The sequence below is a fragment of the Bacteroides sp. D22 genome, from assembly GCF_000163675.1.
Lineage (GTDB): Bacteria > Bacteroidota > Bacteroidia > Bacteroidales > Bacteroidaceae > Bacteroides > Bacteroides xylanisolvens.
The window spans coordinates 53,686-77,546 of sequence record NZ_GG774823.1 but is presented as its reverse complement, the minus strand read 5'-3'; the positions used below and the strand labels follow the sequence as shown (position 1 = coordinate 77,546).

The window sequence follows — 23,861 nt, the reverse complement described above, 5'->3', positions numbered from 1 at the left end:
GCCTTGGCTTGTTTAACGCTATAGCCCCGTCTGGACATCCAGGAACTCATACCACCAAAAGTGGTATGCTGATCGCGGCAAACATCGGCTAAAGAACAATTGTAGTCTACTTTCAATACTTCAAGGAAATGTTTCCAAGTTTTTCCAAATCGATTTTCTGCTAAATCCATAATGCTTCATTTTTATACATCGCAAAAATATAAGAATGAAAAAAGGGCGACAAGATAGAATCGCGGAGACGCTTACGAGTGTGAAGGATGATTCTTTATTATTTTATGTACCTCTTCCACCATAAATATCTGGTCTATAACTATTCAGCTAACGGTGAAACTGATGAACCTTTATTTAAAACTATTAGAGAATTACATAAGTTCGATATTAATAAATGCAACCGCCGTTACTGTAATGGTGATTTCGTTAATGAAAAACAACACAATATACAATGGGTGGAAGTCTTATCAAAAGAAGCCCTACAAGATTAAAACATAAAACTAAATCCTTTATCGTGAGAAGCTTTATATTTTTGAATTTCCAAAGACAGTGATTTTTTCAATTGCACCGCCATGAAATCCAAAAAAGGCTGGTTGGTTTCATCATCTTGCGCCTGTTGTAAAGAAAGGATATAATCTGCCCTATCCTCCTTAAAAATCTTAGCGGGGAAAAGATGATAGCAGAATTGAATATAGTTCATCAGTAAGCGAGCTGCTCTCCCGTTGCCATCCACCCAAGGATGAATAGTCACTAAATTGAGGTGAGCATTAAAACTTAATTCGTATTGTTCACGGAACGTTTCCACATTCTTTTGCCGTTCCTGCAACAAGAAACAAAGTTCTTCTACTTTAACAGGTACTTTTTGATAACCCATATAAGAACGCCCACCTACACCAGCCGTAACGCCACACAAACGGAACTCACCTCTGGAAGAATCGAAAGAGCCGCCTATTGTATTATGCCTTCCCCCTGTTGTCCGCATCAAAGTAGCGTTTAACTTCTGCAAAAAAGCAGGAGTTATAACAGTATTGCGTTGCGCTTCCTTTTTAGCAAGCTCGTATGCTTTCTTCAAGTCCTCATTCATCAGATGATATACCAACGGCTTTCCTTTAGCTGTTACACCTTCATCGAAAAGAAGCTGTGCATCCATTTCGGTTAGTGTAGAACCCTCAATGGCTGTAGAATGGGTAATAAGAGAATAGAGGTAGTACTTCTCATAGTCCACCGACTGACTGATACCGAGTTGCTGAAACTCCTTATACAGTTCCTCTATTTCCAGCCAAATACCTTTTTCCATAATTAGGTTACCTTAATTGTTATTTTTCCCAAAATTACTTCTGATACAACACTTTACCAAGCGAAACGACTACTTTCTTACTATTTTTTTGCAAACGCTGGGAAAATTAGGCAATAAAAAAACGCTAAGTCGATTTGTTGCAATCACTTAGCGTTTTCCGAGTACCCAGACTCTCTGTCATCTCCTTAAAAAAATCTCTAACCAAACATCTACCTATTTCAACTCAAATGGTACAGTACCTTTAATATCTCTGGATGAACTACCGATGATTGCCTCAAACTTACCCGGTTCGGCCACCCATTCGTGTTTAGCATCATCGAAGAAGCTCAATGCTTTCTTATCAATCGTCAGCGTTACCGCCTTCTCTTCTCCCGGAGCCAGTTTCACTTTCTGAAAACCTTTCAACTCTTTTACCGGACGAGGGAGAGAGGATTTCTTATCACTGATATAAAGCTGAACAACTTCCTGACCTTCACGAGTGCCTGTATTCTTCACATTGACTGTGAAAGAAATGGTATCATCTGCAGTCATTGTTTTCTTGTCGGCCGAGGGTTTTCCATAGGCAAAAGTAGTGTAGCTCAATCCATGTCCGAACGGGAACAGCGGTTTGATTTTCTCTTTATCCGCCCAGCGATAACCTACGAAAATATCCTCCCGATAGATTTCATTAATGGTGTCCCCTCTATGTTTAGACTGTGCCAGCTCTTCTTTATTACCGGGATATTCGCCCAGTTTATGAGCACCTACATCTTCCAGTTTTGCAGGGAAGGTGAAAGGAAGTTTTCCTGAAGGGTTAGCGTCTCCCACCAATACGGAAGCAAGAGCTGTTCCGGCTTCCGAACCTAAGAACCAACCCTGAACAATAGCAGGCACTTCATTCACCCAAGGCATAGCCACTGCATTGCCGGAGATATTGACAACAATCAGGTTTTTATTCACCTTTGCCAGTTCGCTTATCACTCTATCCTGCGCGTAAGGCAAACCTAAAGAAGCGCGGTCCGAATCTTCACAATCCTGATGATTGCTCTTGTTCAAGCCACCGAAGAAGACTACATAGTCGGCATCTTTAGCCACTTGCAAAGCTTCTGCAAGCAATTCATCTTCCGAACGGTTATCTTTCAAGTCCTGACCGGTTTTCACACCGTTATACTCTCCTGTCGGGTCGCCTACATACCCACGGGCATATACTATTTCTGCTTTTGAGCCCACACGACTTTTCAGTCCATCCAACGGAGAAATCTCATATTTCACTTTCAAAGAAGAGCTACCACCGCCCACAGTCATCATCTTAATGGCATTTTCACCGATAACGGCTATTTTCTTAGCTTTATTCAAATCGATAGGCAATAAGTTACCGTTGTTCTGCAACAGTACAATCCCTTCTTCTCCAATCTGACGTCCGGCTTGCCCGTGTTCGGGAGAGCCTAAAGAGCCAAATGGTTTGTGCGGGTCCATTGAAGTACGGAAAATCAGACGAAGGACATTACTAACCTTTTCATCCAGTTCCTTTGTTCCTACTTTACCTTCCTTGATTAATTTCAGGTAAGGGAAAGCAAGGAAATAATTATCATAGGCATTTCTCGTTCCGGCAGACAGTCCGTTCGTCCATGAACCAAACTCCAAGTCCATGCCATTGTGAATAGCCTGTTCGGTGTTGTGCACACCTCCCCAGTCGGACACTACAACGCCATCAAAACCCCATTCATCACGAAGAATATCTTTAAGCAGACGTTTGTTGTGACAAGCGTGCTGTCCCTGATAAAGATTATAAGAGCCCATAATCGACCATGTTCCACCTTCCTGAACAGCCGCTTTAAAAGCAGGCAGGTATATTTCATAAAGAGCACGATCACTCAATTGCACATTGGTGGTATGACGGTTGAACTCCTGATTGTTCAATGCATAATGCTTCACACAGGCAGCTACCCCATTCTCTTGTACACCTTTGATGTAAGGAACCACCATAGTGGCGGACAGATACGGGTCTTCTCCCATATACTCGAAGTTACGTCCGTTCAAGGGAGTACGGTAGATATTCACACCGGGCCCCAACAAGATGTCTTTCTTGCGGTAACGCGCCTCTTCACCGATACTTTTCCCATAAAGATGCGACATTTCGGGATTCCATGTAGCAGAAAGACACGTCAATGCCGGATAGGCAATACAGGAATCGTTTGTCCATCCAGCCTGATCCCATTCATCCCACAACACTTCCGGACGGATACCATGAGGACCGTCGGTAGCCCATACTTCGGGAATTCCGAGGCGGGGAACGCCTGCCGAACTAAATTTAGACTGTGCATGAATCATCTTCACCTTTTCTTCAAGGGTCATCCGGTTCAATGCATCTTTCACTCTCTCTTCGATAGGCTTACCAGTGTCCAGATACACGGGCTTCTGCGCAAAGGCAGGCAACGCAGTTATCACAGACAAGCCAAGTAACATTGCTTTGAATTTCATGTTCATTTATGATATAAGAAATAAGTTCATACTTTATTTATATAGACTCCCAAACAGGGGATATTTCCTAGTTGCGGACGAGTTTATTAATGTTTTTTACATTATTCCGACCAAAGATGAATCCTGAAAGGGTACAATTCATCATACCCTTTCAGGATAGTTTCAATAAAAATCCGGCATTAATCTTCAGATCAATTTATTTTCTCAACCTTCAGATCAGCATTTGCATTGCCATTCGTTACATCAATGATAAATCGATAGACAGCTCCTTCTTCAAATGCTTTATTATCCTGCATTTCCAAATTTCCGGAATCTGCAAGTTTAAGCTGTTCCACTAAAATAGAGCTTGCATAATTGCCGAATTCTCCTCCCCAATCATTTTGATGGAAGAACTTAAAACTAATCACTTCCGGGTCACCACTAGTCTTCAACGTTTCCCCGGCTTTCAAGGTTAGCTGATACTTTTTAGAAGCAACTTGCGCCAGACAGAGCGCTTTACTTGGCTCCCAACCTACTTCGGAAGACGTAACAGAAGGCTTACCGATTCCTTTTCCGATAGCCCAGATTGCACCCGTTCCGTCATCTTGCAATTTGGCCGGTTTACCATCTTTCAAAGCCATTACAGAAAAATACTTCAAAACAGCATTAGCTGTCACCCGATAATCTCCGTTAATCGGCAGGAACTTCAATGCACCATCACTTTGTTTCTCAAAGAAGTCAGGATCGATCCACCATTCATTCAAATTATCAATGCCTGTAACAGTTATCATTTGTCCTTGTGTAAACGCCTGATCCGACTTATATATATCAGTATCTGTCACCTCCATCTTATCATTACCAAAGAAAATATCCGGTGCAGGTAAATCTACCTTCCCTACTTTCTCCACTGTCAACACAGCCTTGGTATTGCCTTTCGTCACATCAACTGTAAACCTGTAAATACCTCCTCTTTCGAACTTTTGACCTTCTTCCAGTCCCAAGTTTCCGTCCGATGAGATTTTAACCAATTCACTCGTTGTAGAAATAGCATCACCCTTAAACTCGCCGTTGTCCCATTTATTGATATGGAAGAACTTAAAGTTAATATCATCCACTTTCATGGTAACGCCAGCTATAAATGTCAGTTGATACTTCTTCGCAGTAAGCTGTGGCATACACAGACCGTTTTCCGGAGTCCACCCTACTTCAGAAAGTGCCACCGACGGTTTACCGATTCCTGTTCCAATAGCCCAGATAGCACCTGTTCCATCATCCTGCAACTTGGCAGCCTCACCATTCTTCAAAGCAATGACAGAGAAATACTTCATTTTACCATTGGCTGTTATTTGGTAACTTCCGTCAATCGGCAGGAATTTCAATGTTCCATCTTCCTGCTTTTCAAAATAATCCTGGTCTATCCACCAATTATCATAATCAGGCACCCCTTCAAACGCTAGAATGTCATTCTTCTTCAAAGTCAACTTGATTGCATAGATATCATTCTCTACCAATTCCATATCTTCACCGTTCACCTTTAACTTGGCAAATGGTTCTGCCTCGTAAGTCAACGTATTAAACTTGATAGCATAATTTCCCGGTTCCGTATTAGAAAATGAGATAGCATTAGTAGAACCGGCTTCAATCGTTCCATTCTCCCAGCCGAAGGTCAATTCGTTCCCATTCTCTCCCACTTTCGGAGTCTTGATATACGCTTTCATCTTTTGCGAGAAGTCTCCTGTCACACTATACTTGTACATGGATTGACGTTCCATCCGGTACTCTTTTCCTTCCTCATCCACTAATGTCAGATAGGGGAAGTCCGGTCGTGCCAGAGCGAGTTCTTTCGTCATTTCTGTGGTAGTAAAATGAATGTTCTGAAGAATATATTTCAAAGTTGCCTTTCCATTAGGAATATTAGCATAATAAGGAACAAAGATTTTACCAGTATAGTCATTTCCGCTTGTCTTTGTACGGATGACCGTTTCAGACACTTGTTCTTCTCCATAAAAAAGCTGTGCTTTCAACGTAGAAAGAGGCACATCCACATCCGAGGCTTTAATCGTAAACGGAAGACTGTCACCAAAAAGAGCATCTGCATTCTCTGCTTTGATTTCCATACTCGGATTACCGGGCAAGAATTCGTCATCATTACAGGAATTCATGGATAACATTCCTGCCAAAGCCAATATAATATAACTGTTTTTTTTCATTGTCTTGATCGTTTTAAAGTTCTTATTCCGACTTTGCCCAACGATAGGAAGTCACAGATTTGCCCGGAACATCATAAGCAAAATGACGCTTACCATCACTTAAGGTTATCTTTTTAGTCTTTTCATTATTATTCATCAGTACAAAAGCGTATGTTCCATCCGGATTCTCGAAAGCAGAATACATGATATTGCTATCAGCATAGCCGGATGCACCGATACGTACCGCTCCCGGTTTCACCACACTTGAGAGATGGGCGATGATATAATAATGCGAGTTGCGGATAATTGTCTTATAGTCGCTATTACTGATATCCACCGCTCCGTAGCAAGTCTGGCAACCGCCTTCACGGTTAGGAGCACGGTCATTATCAAGCATCAGGTTCCACACTATAACTCCCCTACACCAGTTGTTGATCGTACCCAATGCTACTTCTTTCATATCTTCCAGCAATCGTTTCGACAAATCACGTCCGCTATTCCATGTTCCGATAGAAGTCTCCGTGAAAAGAAGTTCCTTTTCAGGATAGGCTTTATGTATATTTAAAAGCTCTTCGCGATTCCCGCCATAGTTGTGATAAGCTGCTCCGGCCAGGTATTGGGAAGCAGCTGCGTCCTCATACATCTTACCGGGGTAGTTCTTTTCTGTTGCAATATCACTATAATCATAGTTATGATCGTATGCATAAATTTTCGTAGCTAGTCCGGCTGCCTTGAATTTAGGTCCGAGTGCTGTTTTCACAAAGTCCCTCTGTTCTTCCCAACTCATATAAAGTGAAGCGGAATTACCACGGTTCAACGGTTCGTTCTGGGGAGTTACAGCATAAATATCAATGCCTTCGGCGTTGAAGGCTTGTACCCATTTCACAAAATAAGTGGCATAGTCCTGATAATAGGCTGGATTCAGCTGACCGTTTGTCCATGAATCTAGCGGAGTAAGATCTGTGAGACTCTTTACTTTCATCCATTTTGGACAAGTCCAAGGGGCGGCAATGACTTTAATAGAAGGATTGATGCTCAAAATCTCTTTCAGAATCGGAAGGATATAGTCTTTCTCTTCACTTTGCAAAGCAAAATGCTCAATACCTTTCGTATCACAGCAGGTATATTCGCTCAATGAAAAGTCCGAGCAGCCGATAGAGATACGGATATAGCTAAATCCGAAGCCTTTGTCGTCAGAGAATGTTTCCGTAAGAAAAGCGTGACGATCTTCCGGTTTCATTTGCAGAAGATTAAAACAAGTGGCGCCTGTGATAGCAGCTCCGAAGCCGTCCATTGTCTGATATTGTTCAGTCGGGTTCAATGTGATTGAAGTAGGTGCCAAATTATCTTTCGAACTGAAATTAACGGCATCACGGGTCAAATCGCGAGTCAGGCTGCTAGTGGTTGCATAAATAGTCACATCTCCGGTCGGAACAGGTGTAACCGGTTTCTCCGCATCGTCACTGTTGCTGCATGCAGCTAATATGGTGAAGCATCCTAAAAAGGTCAATGCTATATTTCTCATGTCTATCATAATCTTAAGTTTTCTATGTTTTTAGTTGAATTAATAACCCGGATTCTGGTGAATCTTATCATTCGCGTCGATTACCGACTGCGGAATTGGCAAACGATAAGAGTTCTTATCAAAAGTGTAAATCTGCGCTTTGCGACCTGAATCCTTAGCATACACTGCATTCATCACCTCTTCTACCTTGTCCAGACGGACCAGATCAAACCATCTTTGTCCCTCAAAAGCCAGTTCTAACCGACGTTCTTTAAGTAAGGCATTCAGCAGGACGTTTTTGTTTGAACGGACAGAGGTGGGAAGTGCTCCCAATTTGGCACGGTCGCGCACTTCATCTATTATATCGGCGGCTCCTTCCAAATCCGGCGTATCCTGCATAATCAGCGCTTCTGCTTTCAGCAACAGGACATCGGCATAACGGTACTTGATGATACTGCTGTTGGCAGAGCGGCATTTATACATGAACGGATAATTATCAGACGGATAATAGTTGCTCCAATTACAATCGTAATAGACTATTGATTCTTTGAAACGGACTTCATCCCCTTCCTGTTTGAAAGCACTAATCAGGTCACGTGACGGAGTCACCCATTTCGCCCACGTGAAATTGTTATTCCAATTCACAAGATCACGCCCGAACATCCATGTACACCAGTTACCTGCTCCGGATGTAAATTGTGCTTCAAGAATCGATTCTTTTGTATTACGCATCTTTGCATCTGTTCCCGCAGCATTCATTCCAAACAAATCACTGAAATCATCTACCAGATCAAAACCGTCTGCTTTCACCTCATCACAATATTGGATAACTTTCGTATAATCACGCAAAGGTTTCTCGGCATATATTTTAGCCAATAAGGTACGAGCTACAGATTTGGAAAACAACGTCTTATTCCCCGGCGTATTGTCCGGAGCATACAATACTGCATCCAACAAATCCTTTTCAATCTGCTGATAAGCTTCAAGTTCCGTATTTTGTTTGGGGAAATATTGTGGATATACCTCATCAATGTTTTCAGAAGTAATATCATCAGCCACCGTTGTAATCACAGGGAAATCACCCCACAGACGTACCATGTCAAACATTACCATGGCACGGAATATCTTCGCTTCTGCTTTGTATTGCGCCCGTTCGGCAGTAGTCAACGAATTATCTGTCACCAGGTCAATGTTACAAATGAGTTTATTGGCACGGGCCACATCCTCCAAATAACGGTTCCAGTCACGTTCCAACACAGAATTGGAACCTTCAATCGAGTTATTCTCAAACGGGACAACTTCCGCTCCGGTAGTACCGGCATAAGCATTATCCGAATGGGAATCTGAAATCAAAAGTAAATCCACATACCAATGTTCCTGACGGTCACGCATTTGATTATAAAGTGTTGTCAGATGACTTTCAACTGCAGCTTTATCCTTGAATACGATTTTTGTACCATCACTTGTCACTCCTTCCGTCACATCCGAATAGGTGTCTAATGGCTCATAATTCAGCGAGCAGGAAGAAAGTCCCAATAGCAAGCCGGAGGTTAATCCGTAAAATATAGTTCTTAGTTTCATAATCTTTCCTTTCATTAGAATTCAACATTAATACCAAACACGTATGATCTGCAATGCGGGTAAGTACCCCAATCGATACCTTGTACCGTACCGCTGTTACCCCATTGGTTTACTTCCGGGTCCATTCCCGAATAGCTGGTCCATGTCAGCAGGTTAGTAGCCGTGAAGTAAGGTTGCAAACGGGTAATTCCCCATTTCTTCAGCAGTTTGCCTTTAACATTGTAGGACAAGGAAATATCCTTCAATCTTAGATAACTGCCATCTTCTACAAAATAGGTAGAATTGAGCAATTTGAAATTAGCCTTAGGCACGTCTGTTATCTGTCCGGGTATTTTCCAACGATTCAGTACACGGGCCGACTGATTCTTACCATCATACATACCTTCCGTTTCAATACGTGAAGCATTATAAATATCGTTTCCATAAGAACCTTGGATAAAGATACTCAAATTAAAGCCTTTCCATGAAAAGGTATTAGTCATACCATAGGTGAAATCCGGATTCGGATCACCGATATAAGTACGGTCGGAAGATGATATTTTACCGTCATTGTTCAAATCACGATACATCAATTCACCGGTTTCAGGATCTACCCCATCACTTATATAACCGTAGAAACCTCCCAAAGCACGGCCCGGCTCATTACGTACCACATAGTCATTCACCACATCCGCAGTTTTAGCATCGTAATAAACTTTCTGTAATTCCAGTTTTGTCAATTTATTCCGGTTAAAAGAGATATTAAAGTCTGTATCCCATGTAAATGCTCCTCCACGAAGATTTTTCGAACTAATAGAAAGCTCAAAACCCTTATTTACCATTTCACCCTCGTTACGGGCAATAGACGTAGCGGCTGCGGCACCGGCAGGTAATGATACATTCATCAACATGTTTTTGGTCTTCTTATAATAATAGTCGGCATTAAACGTCAACCGTCCATTCAATATGGTCAGATCCAGACCTATATTGGTCTGTGTCGTGGTTTCCCATGTTAAATCAGATGTACGCAAGTTGGCCTGGCTAATGGTAGGAACAGCATTTGCATAATCAGTAGAATCACCTTCGCCGCCTTTCTTAAACCATTCGATACGACCGATATTGTAACGCTGCAAATATGCATAGTCACCAATACCCGACTGGTTACCGGTTTGTCCCCAGCCACCGCGCAATTTTAAATCGTCAATCCATGTCAGGTTCTCCATGAACTTTTCCGAAGAAATACGCCAGGCTGCAGAGAATGAAGGAAATACGCCCCAACGATGATCGGGATGCAATTTAGAAGAACCATCGGCACGAAGATTAGCTGTTACCAGGTATTTACTGTCGAAGTTATAAGCTACACGTCCGAAGAATGACATAATTCCCCATTGGGACGCACCCGTACCTGTATTATCCCAAGATATTTTATTGGCAGCATTCAGCGTTTGAATCTGATCGCTACGATAGTGGGATCCATTGATCCAGCTATTTGAATAGTCTGAATCCGTCCATGACGAACCGGCCATTACTTCCAAGCCATGTTTCTTGAAGTTTTTATTATAAGTCAATACATTATCAAATGTCAGCACCGTGTTCATATTCCGATTGTCCGAAGCCTCACCGTACTGATTGCGGCCCCAAGCAGTAGAAATCGGATCAAGAAAAGTGGTATTAACGGCGTTGCGACGGTCAAGAGTAAGAGTAGACTTAAACTTCAGTTCCGGAAATGGAGTCAGCAATATATTACCCGATGCCAACAAGCGGTTTTCTTTGTCTTTGTTATTTTTCGCGCGGGCCATATTTTCTAATGGATTTGTGATATTACCCACTCCATAGAAGTTATTGTAATACTGATTAGGGTTCAAAGCATCCCACACCGGCGCATAAGTCGGTGTATTGATAACAGCCAGAATAACACCACCCCGATTCGAGCCTGTTCCCATTGCTCCGCCTCCATTGCTTGTATAATCTGAATAAGAGATATTAGCACTTACTGTCAGCCATTTACGAACCTGATTTTCCAGATTTACCCGGAAATTGTAACGCTTGTAATAAGAGATGTCCAACACTCCCTGTTCTTTGAGGTAACCCGCAGAAAGGTAATATTTCATTTTCTCATTACCATTGGATACAGCTACCTGATAATTTTGAGTCTTTCCGGTCGTATACGTTTCATCAAACCAGTCGGTGCGATCGGGTAATCCGTCCGGCAAAGACACTAGTCCGATTTCATCCTGCAATTCTTTATATTGTGCTGCATTCAGGGATTCTACTTTATCGGCTACTTTGTTCAAACCGAACTGGGCTGTCAAAGAAACTTTGGCATTACCGGATGCACCGGCCTTCGTAGTAATTAGAATGACTCCGTTAGCGGCACGCGAACCGTAGATAGATGCCGATGAAGCATCTTTCAATATCTGCATACTCTCAATATCATTCGGAGAAAGGAACTTGATATTGTCTACAGGCACTCCATCTACTACATACAGCGGATCATTACTACCATTCATTGAAGTAGTACCACGAACACGGATAGACATTTCACCGCCCGGCGTACCGTTAGGCTGAATCACCGAGACACCGGCTGCCTTACCTTGAATGGCCTGTCCTGCCGAAACGATAGGCCGCATATCCAAATCCTTGGTAGATACGGAAGAGATAGCGGTAGTCACATCTTTCCGTTTCACCGAACCATAACCGATGACCACCACTTCATCAAGCACTTCATTATCTTCCTGAAGTGTGATCTTCATCTGTTGGGCTGCCTTTACCTCCTGCGACTTATAACCCACATAAGAGAATATCAAAATGGCGTTTTGCTTAACGTTTAATGTGAAGTTGCCATCTAAATCGGTTATTGCTCCGTTAGACGTACCTTTCTCTTGTACACTAACACCGATTAGCGGTTCTTTTTGAGCATCCAGGACCTGACCGGATGCAGTAATTTGCTGTGCGGATGCACTCAAAGATAAAAACATTGCCAAGATAGCAAAGAAAATCTTGCGACTCCCCGAAAGGATTTTTCGCCTGTTTTTTTTCATGCGTACTAAGTTTTAAAGTTAATAATAAGACGCTCGTCAGCAATGGGCTACTCTCATTACTTTCGAAGCACAGGTCAAAAGTATAAAGAAATTAAAGTGAGCTAACAAGGAGGGGGCAATAAGTGGATCATACAAAACGATAATCATCTCATTTTCATCTATTTACATCCATAGCGTGTACCTAAAAAAGTGGTTGTTTTACAGTCCGAATTAGCGAATTTTTCGCACTAAATCGTCAAAATCCTCTCTCGATCCACGGGCTTTATTCCTTACTTTCGCCCGATAATTATAAATTGTATTCACCGAATAACGAAGAAACTCCGCAATTTGTGAACTATCTTCAATACCCAGACGTATCAAAGCAAAGATGCGCAGTTCAGTATTCAATAACTCGCCTTTCTTCGGCAAAATCTGTTCATTTTCCTGTAATAAGTCATTGAATTTTCCCACAAAGTTAGGGAAGAGATGCAAAAAGGCTGTATCAAAGTTTGCGTACAATTCTTCCAGTTCTTCATCAAGAGCATCTTGGGAACGCGTTATCTTTAATAATTCCGCAATCTGTCCGGCAGACACTTTCTTATTCACCATCCGCCGGTAAGCGTCTAAACGGTTGATATAAGTAGAACACAGCTTGATGAAACGGGCAATATATTCTTCCTTAATCTGATTGGACTCCGAGAGTTCGATATTGGTAGAAGACAGGCAACTATTCATTTGCCTCAACTCCTCATTCAATCCGTTTAACTGCTTATTAGCTACCTGAAGATGATTTCTTGCATCTGCCAGCTTTTTCATCTGACGGTAGATATATCCCAAAGCTACAATCAACAACACCAACAGTGCAGTGATAAGCAGCAGGTTCTGTTGAAGACGGTCGTTCTGCTTTTCAATCATTGCCTGATAGGTTTTATCAATCAATGAAAGCACGTCAGCACTCTGCCAACTACGCAGACGGGCATTGTAGAACTTGGTCGCATTCCACGAAAAGCGCATATATTGGTACGCACGTTCCATATCACCATCTTCGTAAAGTAGCTGGGCAAGCATCCACAACGAAGCATGGTCCTTAATGGCAGAACGAATATCCGATATAGCAGAAAGACAAAGATTCCGTTTCTCTCCCAAACTATCATTACTGTACTTGTAAATCAAAGAACGATGGTAAGTAGCCATCGCATATTGGGGAGTATATGGTTCTATTTTCGTCAACCGGAGATCATTCACTTTCAGGGCTTCCTCATACTGGCGTTGATCGCGAAATGATGCTTCACGCATCAGCAGGTATTCTTCCGATTCCGGAGGCAATATAGCATATAATGAATCTCTATATGCCTGTGAAATACTCCAATAACGTCCCGAAAGGGTTTTATCCTGTGTATAAACGCCCAACTCGCCATACACATGGTCAAAGCAGGTGTAATAATCGGCTATTAAACGAGGAATGATTTTCCGACGGTCTACCGATTCCAGCACATCAAGAGACTCTTTATACATTCCAGTTGATGATAATAATAACGAAAGCTGCAACTGACTTTCTATCTGCCGGTCTGCATCACGCAAGCGCTCTGCAATCCGGATATTTTCATTCAAATAGTGGATGGCAGAGTCGCAAATAAAGGCTTTATATTCTTTGTATATCTGACTGTTCAGATTGTACTGTTCCGCGGAATTAGGTTCTATTCCGTGTGTCAGTTCTTTAAGGTGCTTGATACGTGATTCTCGTTGAACCACATAAATTTCATGTTCCTGAATCGTCAAATCAAGCACATTCAACAGTGAGTCCAAGGTCTTATCGGCCCGGGTATATAGTGGAAAAGAGAGAAGTAAAAGAAATATCAGGTACTTTTTTTTCATCGGAGTATTAAACTTTAATAGAAGATTACAAGACTAATAAAGACAAATGTAGAGAAAATCTTCGTATTTTAAAGAATAAAACGGCTAGAAATTAAAAGTACATCTATTCTACTATTCCACTAATTACTGCCAATAACAGCTGGTCACACTTTGCTTATCCCTATAAAACAACTTTGCTTTTACAACAGCAGCCTGACAGGCTACGGGAGTCTCCCATAGCTCCGACTCAACCGTCGGTTCAGTCCCATCCGTCGTATAGCGTATCTGTGCTCCTTCGATAGAAGTATTTGCATACAGAAGTCCGTCCCGGATGGTGAGTCCGGGATGAGGCAAACGGAAGTTTACCCCTATCCGGCTCCAATAAGGCATTTCCTTTACACTAATTTTTTCATAGAACAGTGCCAGATCCCGGTCAAAGGTTTGCTGCTCGGCTGCACCGGAAAGGGTTTCCCAATCCGGATGCGCATTCCAGCCACGCTCTACCAGTCCCATCACTTTAGGGAACATATAATATTCTACCCATTGAAATCCTCGAATTGTTTCGGCAAACAGTTGTGCCTGTACCCCTTTTATTTGTTTCCTGCCGGAGGCAGTCAATGTCGTTTTTCCTTTTCCTGCGGAACCAATTTCCACCGGATTGCCCGCCATATCCGTACGTGAAGAACGATAGACATCGAACGGAAGCATGGAGAATGCTTTGGATTCATCCACATATCCTCCCCAGAAATGTCCCGGTTCATCAGGATGAGCATCATAAGCCAAATCCAGATAGAAATTATTCACATTGCAGAGGATGACCGGATAACCGTTATTGGCTATCTGATAAGGTATTTCATCCTCTTTCCATTCCGGAACAGTCTTCCACGAATTGATACCGGCTGCCCGTTGAGATAAATAAGTATGAGTGTCTTTTTGATGCCCCAAAGCCACTTCCTGCCAGCCATTAAAAGACAAATGATGCTGTTGCAGGCAATCAGCTACCCGGGTGATGAAATATTCGGCCAGATCATGCGCCTTTTCCATGCCTTGCTCTTCCATTAACGCCCTACATAAAGGGGAACCCATCCATGCGCCCTTAGCCACTTCATCACCTCCCAAATGGATGGTAGCCAGCGGTGTACCGGCTTCCTTATACATAGCCACTATTTCCTGAATCACCTTTTCCATAAAACGATAAGTGGAGGGCAAGGCTACATTCATAACATTATCCGTATAGGCTTGTGCCGAAACATATCGGGAAGTATCCTGCAAGTCACTCAAAAGATATTCTTCCGCTTTCTCCGGATCGGTATCGATGTATTTCTTATAACGTACATTCATTGCCACAATCGCCGCACGTGCATGGCCGGGGGATTCTATTTCCGGGATGACCTGCACATGTCTTTCCGCCGCATATCGTAATAAATCAATGAATTCCTCCCGGGTATAATAACCATTTCCCGATGTTGCAGCATACGGATCATATCCGCCATCATAAGCCGGATACAACCAGTCCTTTTCATCGGTTGTATGTCCCCGCCGCGAACTGATTGCAGTCAACTCCTCCAATCCCGGAATTTCCAGCCGCCAGCCTTCATCATCCGAGAAATGGAACTGGAGCACATTCAGTTTGTAAGAAGAGAGCATATCAATCAGCTTCTTTAAGTTATCCACCGTTGTATAATTCCGGGCAATATCGAGCATCTGTCCCCGATATAATAAGTCCGGATAATCCTGTATAGACATTGCTTCCAACCGGAACGGGCTTTCCTGCCCTTTCAGCAATCCTAACAGGGTCTGTGTACCATTAAAAACTCCATGTGGAGTAGCGGCACTAATCCTTATTTGCTGACCGTCAATGCACAGTTCATAATATTCCTCATTGACTGCTTTTTTCCTGTCAGAAAGATAGTCCAAGACAATGGTTACCGAGGCTTCCGGCACAATTTCCAATCCATGCCATGCAGTGAGCTTCTCTTTCAACAGTTTTCCTTCATTGGCAAAATCCTCATGGAAAGTCAAAGCAAGTTGTTTCTCCAACACCGTTTCCCCTCCGGTAGCAAGCACCTTTTTTACGGAAGGTATGATATCCGTCATCCGGAACTCCGGAGTATCTGCATTTAGTAAACGAAGATTGGTTTCATACGTCTTCCGTGCAGCCGTCCTTTGCCATTCAGTAACAGGCAATGGAATGGCATGTAACGTCACAGGCAGCGGCTTACCTTTCGATGTCCCCGACTGACTTACCCAATAGCTCCCTTCGGGCGCATGTGAATTCTTCGGCACTTCCCCGTCACACTGGAATATCACTCTCAATGAATCTCCCGGAGCCAGTGAACTAAATCCTTCTCCCGGATATATTTTAAATAGAGTCGCATTTACTTCCTCTACCCTAACCGGCGACGAAGCATCCTGCCGGATCGAACGGGGAAACTGCGAATAATAAATCTCCCAGTCCTTTCCAATAGGAGCATCCGAAACATTCTTCAGTACAAAAGAATTCTCATAATATTTACCATTTCCATCGTAGCTTCCCATTTCCCAGGTTAAAGCAACCGGAGCTCTCGACTCATTCGCCGACTTACAACTGCCTGCAAGGAGCAGGATGAACAACCATCCCGCTGCCCATAAAGAAAACTTTATATCGTTCATAAATTTAGTCTTAGTGATTAGTCATGCCATCCTTTACTTCTCAAATAATCGAGCATAAAAGCCGGACTGTCTGTTTGGAGGATTCTTGCCCCCAACTTGTTTATCAGATACCCATAACTTGCGTCCGGATCTTTCCTAGCAGCCTCATCATCATGTCCTCCTGCCAGAGAAGCCCACAAAGTGTTATACCAAATCAGACTTTTCCCTGCCAGCCTGCGTTCCATCCGGGCAGGCACCGGACTTGCAACATTCCGGTAACACAACTCAAAAGCAACCGGATGCAACTGTTCCATATAGTCCTCGACCACCTTCATCGATTTCTCCTCATCAATCGTTACGACGGGCATATAGATTACCTTATCCAGATAAGAACCGAACTCCCGCTTCACCGTCTCCACGGGTTGGGCACCTTTCATTATCACTAAATCTGCAGTATCGGTTTTCTTCAATATCACATATACATCATCAAAAATGCTGTAAGCCTTATCCAGGTTAACCATTATCTGGCCTTTGGCAGCCAGCAAAGCTTCTTCCAAAGTAGGGACAGTATGTTCCGTCAGCCGGCCGTCTTTATCTTTCAACCGAAGTTGCTTTATTTCAGCCAATGTCTTATCTTTTACTTTTCCTGTACCATTGGTGGTGCGATCTACCGTATCATCATGCATCAGTACCAGCTGACCATCTTTCGTCTTACGGATATCAATCTCTACAATGTCCACTTTCATCCGAATAGCACTATCGATAGCCGCCAGGGAGTTTTCGGGGGCAATACTCCAATTTCCACGGTGCGCCACCACCAATACTTTGTCCAGGCACGGATTCAATACATCCTTGCGGATGGCCTCCGCCCGTTGTGCAGCCAGGAAACCTGGCTGCAAACAGAAAAGTAACAAAAGCACTATAAACCTGCTTTTCTTCATATCTATCATTATTTAATCTTTCTGCTCAATTTTGTTCAACTACCTATTGCCTCACTGCTACAACCCGGCATCATAAGCACCAGCCTGCATCTTGTTGACATTACGGGCAACTCCTCGTTGGTCTACTCCAAAGCCGTTTTCACCCACCCAATTGATAAATTGCTGTCCCACAGTTGCGTCGAAAGATTTCACCGCATCAATTACAGCCTGTTTCGTTGCAAATTCATCAATAGTACCGGTTACCGTCCATTGGTAAACACCATCGGTCAAAGTTGCGGCGGGAAGAGTTTGGGATGAATAGTCCGTGTCCGTAGAAACAGCTCCCCAACCTGCATCCGCAGCCTGATATACATTATATCCACCGGAAGTAATATTACCTGCATAAATCGTCCTGCTTCCGGCTCCTTTAGCAAACAATGAATTTACCACTGTAGAAGCCCTGCCCCCTGCACGGAACACACCGTTCGGATTACCTGAATTACCAACAATGGTAGTATTGGCAAGCATAAAATAGGCATCTCCATTGACTGTGATACTATTTCCTCCAGTAGCGGTGGTACCAAGTACGGTTACATTATTCATGCAGACATATCCGTTTCCGGCATGAATGGCAGTTCCCCAAGCGGTCGGTGCATAATTTTCATGCAACAAGCAGTTGTTCATAAACAGAAAGCTGTTTGCTGCGGTGGTAGTGATGGCTCCTCCCCGCCCTGTCGCCTTGTTATTCACCATCTCTACATCATTTAGCAAGACTCTTCCCTTTGATACTTTAACGGCTGCTCCACCATCTGTTCCACCATCACTTCCGCGATTGAAGTTCTTGATGACACAATTATTCAGTTGCAGGGTTGCATCACCTCCACCTGCCGCAACAAATACGGCACGGACACTTCCTGCATCGTTCAATCCATATTGTCCGTTGAAAGTACAACCGTCGAAAATAATATTTGTCTGATTGCCCAGCACTAATAAAGAGTTGGATGTCGCAAACGCTCCACTACCGGTATTTCTGACAAAAGCAGTCGTATATTTACTAATGTCACGCTTCGTCAAATCCGTTCCCGTACTTGAAGGATCATATCCGCCTTCAATCGTTATTTCCACTTGCTTGCTATAACCGCTATATTCTATCTTCACGCCGGAATTTTCTTTCGCCATCTCATAAGAGCCTGCAGCTACATAAATCTTCTTGCCATCCAGTTTGACTGCATTAGCGTTGGAGATGTCACTGTTACCATTCGTTTGTAACAAGTTGCGCAACGCATCCACTCCCATAGCATTGTCCCAATCCATACCGGTTGCGTTTCCGGCAGGCTGTTCTTTTACGTAATAAGCCGCAAGCTGCAATTCTTCTACATCTCCTCCCGACAAAGTACCGCTATCCCACGGAGAAACAATGGGTTCACTAATACTTATAATCGAGCCTTCCACTTTCAACGTGAATTCATAACACTTTGCGGGCTTCAATTCCGGAATACCGGGTAATACCAAATCTTCTCCCAAATAATTCAAAGAGACAAAGGTAGCGGTGGTTCCGGCTTTTCCGGGAGCTACGATGGCAGTATAAGTACAACCGTTCTGTCCTGCCTTACCACCTTTGGGAACTGTAATGAACGGTGATATCAAAGAAGTGCCCGATACCACTTCACCATTCGTGTATCCCTGATAAGAACCGATCTTTACTCCCTGCACCTTGCCTTGTCCGCCTACATCTGCAAGCGTCATAATCACTTTTGCCATTTTCCGGTTCATACCCAAACGAAGAATACGGGAACCATCATCTGTTGCATTCTCCACAGTACATGTCATATAGTCGGCTTTGGCCAGGTTTTCCAGACGTTGCTGGTTGGTGGGAAGTGTAAAGTTGGCCGTACTGGCTCCGCTCACCACCGGATAGAAAGCCGAGTAAGTCACCGGCTCCGCACCCCACCTTAAATAATAGTTATCCGTCGGTATCCATTTTCCTTCCGAGAGTACATAACTCAAATACCCATCCTCACAACTTAACTGAATCTCATCACCCTCATTAAATTGTTTCTGCTGATCTCCCGCCGCACCGGGATTACTGCGGGTAAAGGCAGTATTAATAGAGGCTTCAATCCGGATAGCACCGGAATCTTCACCGTACATAGCTATATTCTTATCTGTATCACAGGCCGCCATACTCGTCAGTAAATACGCAGCCAATATCAGTTTTGTAATCTTCATCGTTTATCTCCTCCTTCTTTAATTCCGGTCGATAAGTTGCCCGGTTGCCCAATTTCTGGCCATTTTAGCAGCCAGTCGGACTGTTGTGTTTACATTGAGAGTTAAGGTATGTTCCACTCCTTTTTCCAGTTCAATGGGCTCTTTTGCAGTCCAGATATACAGTTTCCCGTCATAACTGAAATTGACAGAGAAGCCCTCTGCTATTTTTTGAGGAGGCAGGATACATTCGCAGGATTCCGTTCCTTTATAGGGAGCCACAGTTGCCACTACCGCATCCGCCGCAGGAACAACTACCGGAGCCGCTGCCGACAAGTCACAAGTGGCTTTGACAACAGCCCCATTGATAGCCATATCTCCTAACTTACTCATAGAAGCATCCGTCGTACCATTGACCGTGATTTTTATAATCAGCTTGCTCATGGCATGATTCAAAGAGATTTTCAGTTTCCCATCTGCCGTCAAATCCTGCTCCGGGTCAACTGTCGCTTTCATCAACAGGAAATCGGAAGATTTCACATTCTCTTCGGTAGACTGGTTGGTTAACGCATTGACCGCCAACGAAGCATCCGGAGTGGCTTCACTCATAAATGGCGCATACGCTATCATCGTCACAGGTGTTCTTTCTGCATCCCAAAGCATCTGTTGACCGTCGGACGTGCTCCAGGAACTGCCGGAACTAACCATTTGTTTATGATAGTTATAAGCAGCATTTTCGCTGTTCCGGATCATTAATCCGAAACGTTCCAGATTCATGGCGTCATACCCTGCACGCGACAGAGGTTCATTCACTTCGGTAATGACGCGGATGACATGATCTTCGGGGAAACTGCCCATTGATAGTAACTCATCCTCGTTGTTTGAGCATCCGGCTAGTGCGATACCCAAAGCTATTATATAAAATATCTTCTTCATGTTACAGTCGTTTTAGAGTTTAATTTGTCAGAACCGCATCATAAGCACCGGCTTGCATCTTGTTCGCATTACGAGTCACTCCGCGTTGGTCTATACCGAAAGCATCTTCACCGACCCATTCCACAAACACTTCTCCCAAATCAGCAATAGGCGAAGTCACCGGATTAAAACTTTTCGCAACTTCTATCACCGCCTGTTTGGTAGCATATCCTTTTACCGAACCAATCTGATTGAGATCCCACACATACACTCCCTTTTCATTCAGCATGCCATTCACCGGATTGGGATAAGCCGTGTCGGACGCACTCATCGTTATTCCCGTCACGCGCTGATACACATTATATCCCTTCGAAAAGGCTTCAAAGTTACTGCCATTCAGATTAAAGCTCGGAGCCGAAGGATTTTCAGAGATCAACAGGTTATTAATAAACTTCGTATCACCACCGGCACCTGTCTCACAACGTACCGCTCCATGACTATCGCTCGCATTTCCAATGATTGTATTATTGGTCAGCAGGATACTTCCTCCTCCGTTCAGAGCGGCACCTGTCCCCATATTATCTATCAGCGTGGTATTGTTAATACAGATATGTCCTTCCGACATCTGAATACCATTTCCCCACGAACCGTTATGAGAATTGCCTTTCAACAGACAACCATTCATAAACACCACCGCTGTCTTGCTACTACAACGAACAGCGCCTCCACGACCGACAGCCTTATTATCCAGCAAGTTCACCTTATTCAGCCGCACCTGTCCCGACAAGACAAAGACTGCCGGACCACCCTGCTTGGCAGAAGTCGTTACTGCTGACGTACAATCTCTAATCACGCAATCGGTCAACTCGATGGAAGTATCACCAACACCGCCGCTCACGTAAATTCCACTACCACATTCGGTTGTACTGGCATCCGCTTCAGACACATATCCATATTGGAAAGTAACTCCCTCAATGACAATATGCCCTTTCTTCACCAATAGCAAACCACAGTCACCGGCATCCGCCTGTTTATTTCCGTTCACATCGCCGCTGATAACAGTCACATACGCATCTATATCACGTGCCGAAACATCGGTCCCTTCGCTAAACTGACTATATCCGCCCTTAATCGCCTTTATATTCTTACGAACGATTACACCAAGTCCACTTTCTTCGGACATGACATATTTCCCCTGACTCATGTAAATCGTACTCTTGGACAGATCGACAGAACCGCTCAACAACTTACGGAAGCCAGCCACATCCAACGCCTGTTCCCAGGAACTACCATCCATTTCCCCTTCACCGAATTGAGTCACGAAGTAACTCTCCAGTCCTTTCTGCATAATCACTTCTTCGTCCAGATCATCGTCGTAGTCGGTCATCATCGGCGGATCTATCATCTCATAGTCTTCCTGGCATCCCTGTGCCAACAGGAGAATGAAAGCCAGCATACATAGCTTCGATATTATGAATAAACTATTTTTCATTTTCTTTCTTTTTTAACTTGTACATTAGATAAGAATAATCACAAATTCACCGATTTCACCGGGCAATATCCGGATAACCGGGATTCTGTTTCAGGTATTCATTCTGTTCCAGTTGTGTCTGCGACAAGGGGAACAGTTCATAATGATTGTCCGCATCCCGTGGTTTGTCCCACCATGCTTCCTGATACCTGCCGAAACGAATCAAGTCTGTACGACGACGGCTTTCCGCCAGAAATTCCCGTCCCCACTCATCCAACATTTCTTTCTGATCGAGTACCACGTTGCCTTCCGGCTGGTAAGCGATATTCGCTGTAAAGTTTTCGTAGTTACGCTTACGCACGCTGTTCAGCAATTTACCAGCCTCACCTGCCTGTCCGAGACGGAGAAGGGCTTCAGCTTGAGAATAAATAACCTCTGCCAAACGAATCTCTGTATAGTCGGACTCGATATAATAACCTCCGGTAAACGGATAGAAAGGATACTTCACACAGTAAAGTCCGGAGTTGAAGTCACCATTACCCAATTTAGATTCCTTATAAGCCGGATTGGAGATATAACCTGACTCTGCATTCCCCTCGAATCGTCCGACCTGGTCACGCAAATAAATCACATATTGATTGTCCGGATTCTTGGCATATCCTCCGCTGACAGCGGAGTTGGCAATCTTACCTTCGAGAAAGAACATACCTTCGCGGGTATTGTTACCGGTGTTTACATATTGCTTATAACGTATGTCGCCCTGATATTTGGCAAACTTCCGGGTAACCATTCCCAATCCATAGTCGAACAGTTCGCGTGGCTGCTGATTGTCATAGCTCGGTGAAAGCGCGTATTTCGGATTCCGTTCGCCGTTTCCCTCTATTTTCAGGTAATACGCACTGCCATAAGGCAAACCACGTCCGTAAACCGTTCTTCTGTCATTTTGTAGATGCCAGCTGGTCAGCCCGTAAGAACCGGGAAAACCGAAGATCACTTCATTGCACATTTCATTGTTCCAGTCGAAAGGTTCATACCAGTTATCTGCAATCGCATAATATCCGAACTCTCCTCCCGTGATACGTTTACACATATCGATACATTCCTGCCATTTCGCCTGACCGATCCATACCTCCGCATTTAGATAGAGACGAACCAATAAGGATGCCGCAGCAGCTTTCGTGAACTGTCCCTGTTGGCTACCATTCCCGGATTGTCCACTCTTGGAGGGCAAGGCCGCCAGACAGTAGTCTTTCAATTCACTCTCGATGAAATCGAACATTATCTGCGGAGAGACTTGTTTCCGGTTTTCCGGCAGTTCGTTCACAGCCTGGTCTGATGTGGTGGTCAGAATACAGTTGCGATGGGTATTCAACAGACGGAGATAACCCCAGGCACGCATACAACGCAACTGTGCTTTAAAACTTTCAAACTCACTGTCACTCAAACCAAAATTGGACGGATTCAATTGGTTCAAGTCGTCCAATACCATATTACATTGGCCGATACCTACATAAAAGTTTTCCCATTCGCTCAACCAGTCGCCCTGATTGATATCATCATATTGATGACGGTGATACATTTCCCACAAACCTCCATCGTACCACCAAGTGCCACGAGTGGGAGTAATCAACTGGTCTGCGGGAAGTTCCTCGTTCTCATGACGTATCCAGATACAGCAATACATGTGCTCAAAGGGACGGAAAACGGCGTTGATAACATCCTGTTTCGTGTTATAATAGTTCTTGGACATCACCTGGTCATACACCGTTTCCGACAGATCCGTACAAGACGGTAAGCCTAACACTGTGCCCGCCATCATACTTAATCCTATGATATATTTTGTTATTTTCATAATGGTTCTTTTT

The 23,861-nt window shown here is 43.7% G+C and carries 13 protein-coding genes; all 13 read right to left on the bottom strand.

Annotated features, from left to right (window positions below; all coding sequences use genetic code 11):
• Positions 1 to 478 precede the first annotated feature (478 nt).
• Entirely contained in the window at positions 479 to 1,288 is an 810-nt protein-coding gene (locus HMPREF0106_RS03315; RefSeq protein ID WP_004313831.1) for a Fic family protein, read from the bottom strand.
• A gap of 213 nt (positions 1,289 to 1,501) precedes the next feature.
• Positions 1,502 to 3,754, bottom strand: coding sequence for a glycoside hydrolase family 3 C-terminal domain-containing protein (locus HMPREF0106_RS03320; RefSeq protein WP_009040970.1), 2,253 nt, complete (start codon positions 3,752 to 3,754; stop codon positions 1,502 to 1,504).
• A gap of 185 nt (positions 3,755 to 3,939) precedes the next feature.
• Entirely contained in the window at positions 3,940 to 5,937 is a 1,998-nt protein-coding gene (locus HMPREF0106_RS03325) for a DUF5125 domain-containing protein (RefSeq protein ID WP_009040969.1), read from the bottom strand.
• A 22-nt stretch (positions 5,938 to 5,959) separates the two neighbouring features.
• The gene (locus tag HMPREF0106_RS03330; protein WP_009040968.1) at positions 5,960 to 7,450 is read right to left on the bottom strand and encodes a glycoside hydrolase family 30 protein; all 1,491 of its coding nucleotides are present in this window, start codon (positions 7,448 to 7,450) and stop codon (positions 5,960 to 5,962) included.
• A gap of 30 nt (positions 7,451 to 7,480) precedes the next feature.
• Positions 7,481 to 9,016, bottom strand: a complete 1,536-nt coding sequence (locus HMPREF0106_RS03335; RefSeq protein WP_008023874.1) for a RagB/SusD family nutrient uptake outer membrane protein — start codon at positions 9,014 to 9,016, stop codon at positions 7,481 to 7,483.
• Positions 9,016 to 12,021: a SusC/RagA family TonB-linked outer membrane protein gene (locus HMPREF0106_RS03340; RefSeq protein ID WP_009040966.1), complete on the bottom strand. Its 3,006-nt coding sequence runs from the start codon at positions 12,019 to 12,021 to the stop codon at positions 9,016 to 9,018. Before HMPREF0106_RS03340 ends, HMPREF0106_RS03335 begins: the two co-directional genes overlap by 1 nt.
• Before the next feature lie 210 nt (positions 12,022 to 12,231).
• Positions 12,232 to 13,875 (bottom strand): DUF6377 domain-containing protein, encoded by a 1,644-nt coding sequence (locus HMPREF0106_RS03345; protein ID WP_004313825.1) that lies wholly within the window; start codon positions 13,873 to 13,875, stop codon positions 12,232 to 12,234.
• 123 nt (positions 13,876 to 13,998) lie between these two features.
• Positions 13,999 to 16,506, bottom strand: a complete 2,508-nt coding sequence (locus tag HMPREF0106_RS03350; protein WP_009040965.1) for a family 20 glycosylhydrolase — start codon at positions 16,504 to 16,506, stop codon at positions 13,999 to 14,001.
• Positions 16,507 to 16,523: 17 nt separating this feature from the next.
• Entirely contained in the window at positions 16,524 to 17,426 is a 903-nt protein-coding gene (locus HMPREF0106_RS03355; protein WP_008023870.1) for a glycerophosphodiester phosphodiesterase family protein, read from the bottom strand.
• A 57-nt stretch (positions 17,427 to 17,483) separates the two neighbouring features.
• Complete coding sequence (locus HMPREF0106_RS03360) at positions 17,484 to 19,634, bottom strand: fimbrillin family protein (RefSeq protein ID WP_032851618.1); 2,151 nt, start codon at positions 19,632 to 19,634, stop codon at positions 17,484 to 17,486.
• An 18-nt stretch (positions 19,635 to 19,652) separates the two neighbouring features.
• A complete protein-coding gene (locus HMPREF0106_RS03365; RefSeq protein WP_009040962.1) occupies positions 19,653 to 20,546 on the bottom strand; it encodes a fimbrillin family protein in 894 nt (297 codons plus the stop codon).
• Between the two features lie 19 nt (positions 20,547 to 20,565).
• Positions 20,566 to 22,017 (bottom strand): right-handed parallel beta-helix repeat-containing protein, encoded by a 1,452-nt coding sequence (locus HMPREF0106_RS03370; protein ID WP_009040961.1) that lies wholly within the window; start codon positions 22,015 to 22,017, stop codon positions 20,566 to 20,568.
• 55 nt (positions 22,018 to 22,072) lie between these two features.
• Positions 22,073 to 23,848 (bottom strand): RagB/SusD family nutrient uptake outer membrane protein, encoded by a 1,776-nt coding sequence (locus HMPREF0106_RS03375; RefSeq protein ID WP_009040960.1) that lies wholly within the window; start codon positions 23,846 to 23,848, stop codon positions 22,073 to 22,075.
• Between the last annotated feature and the right edge of the window lie 13 nt (positions 23,849 to 23,861).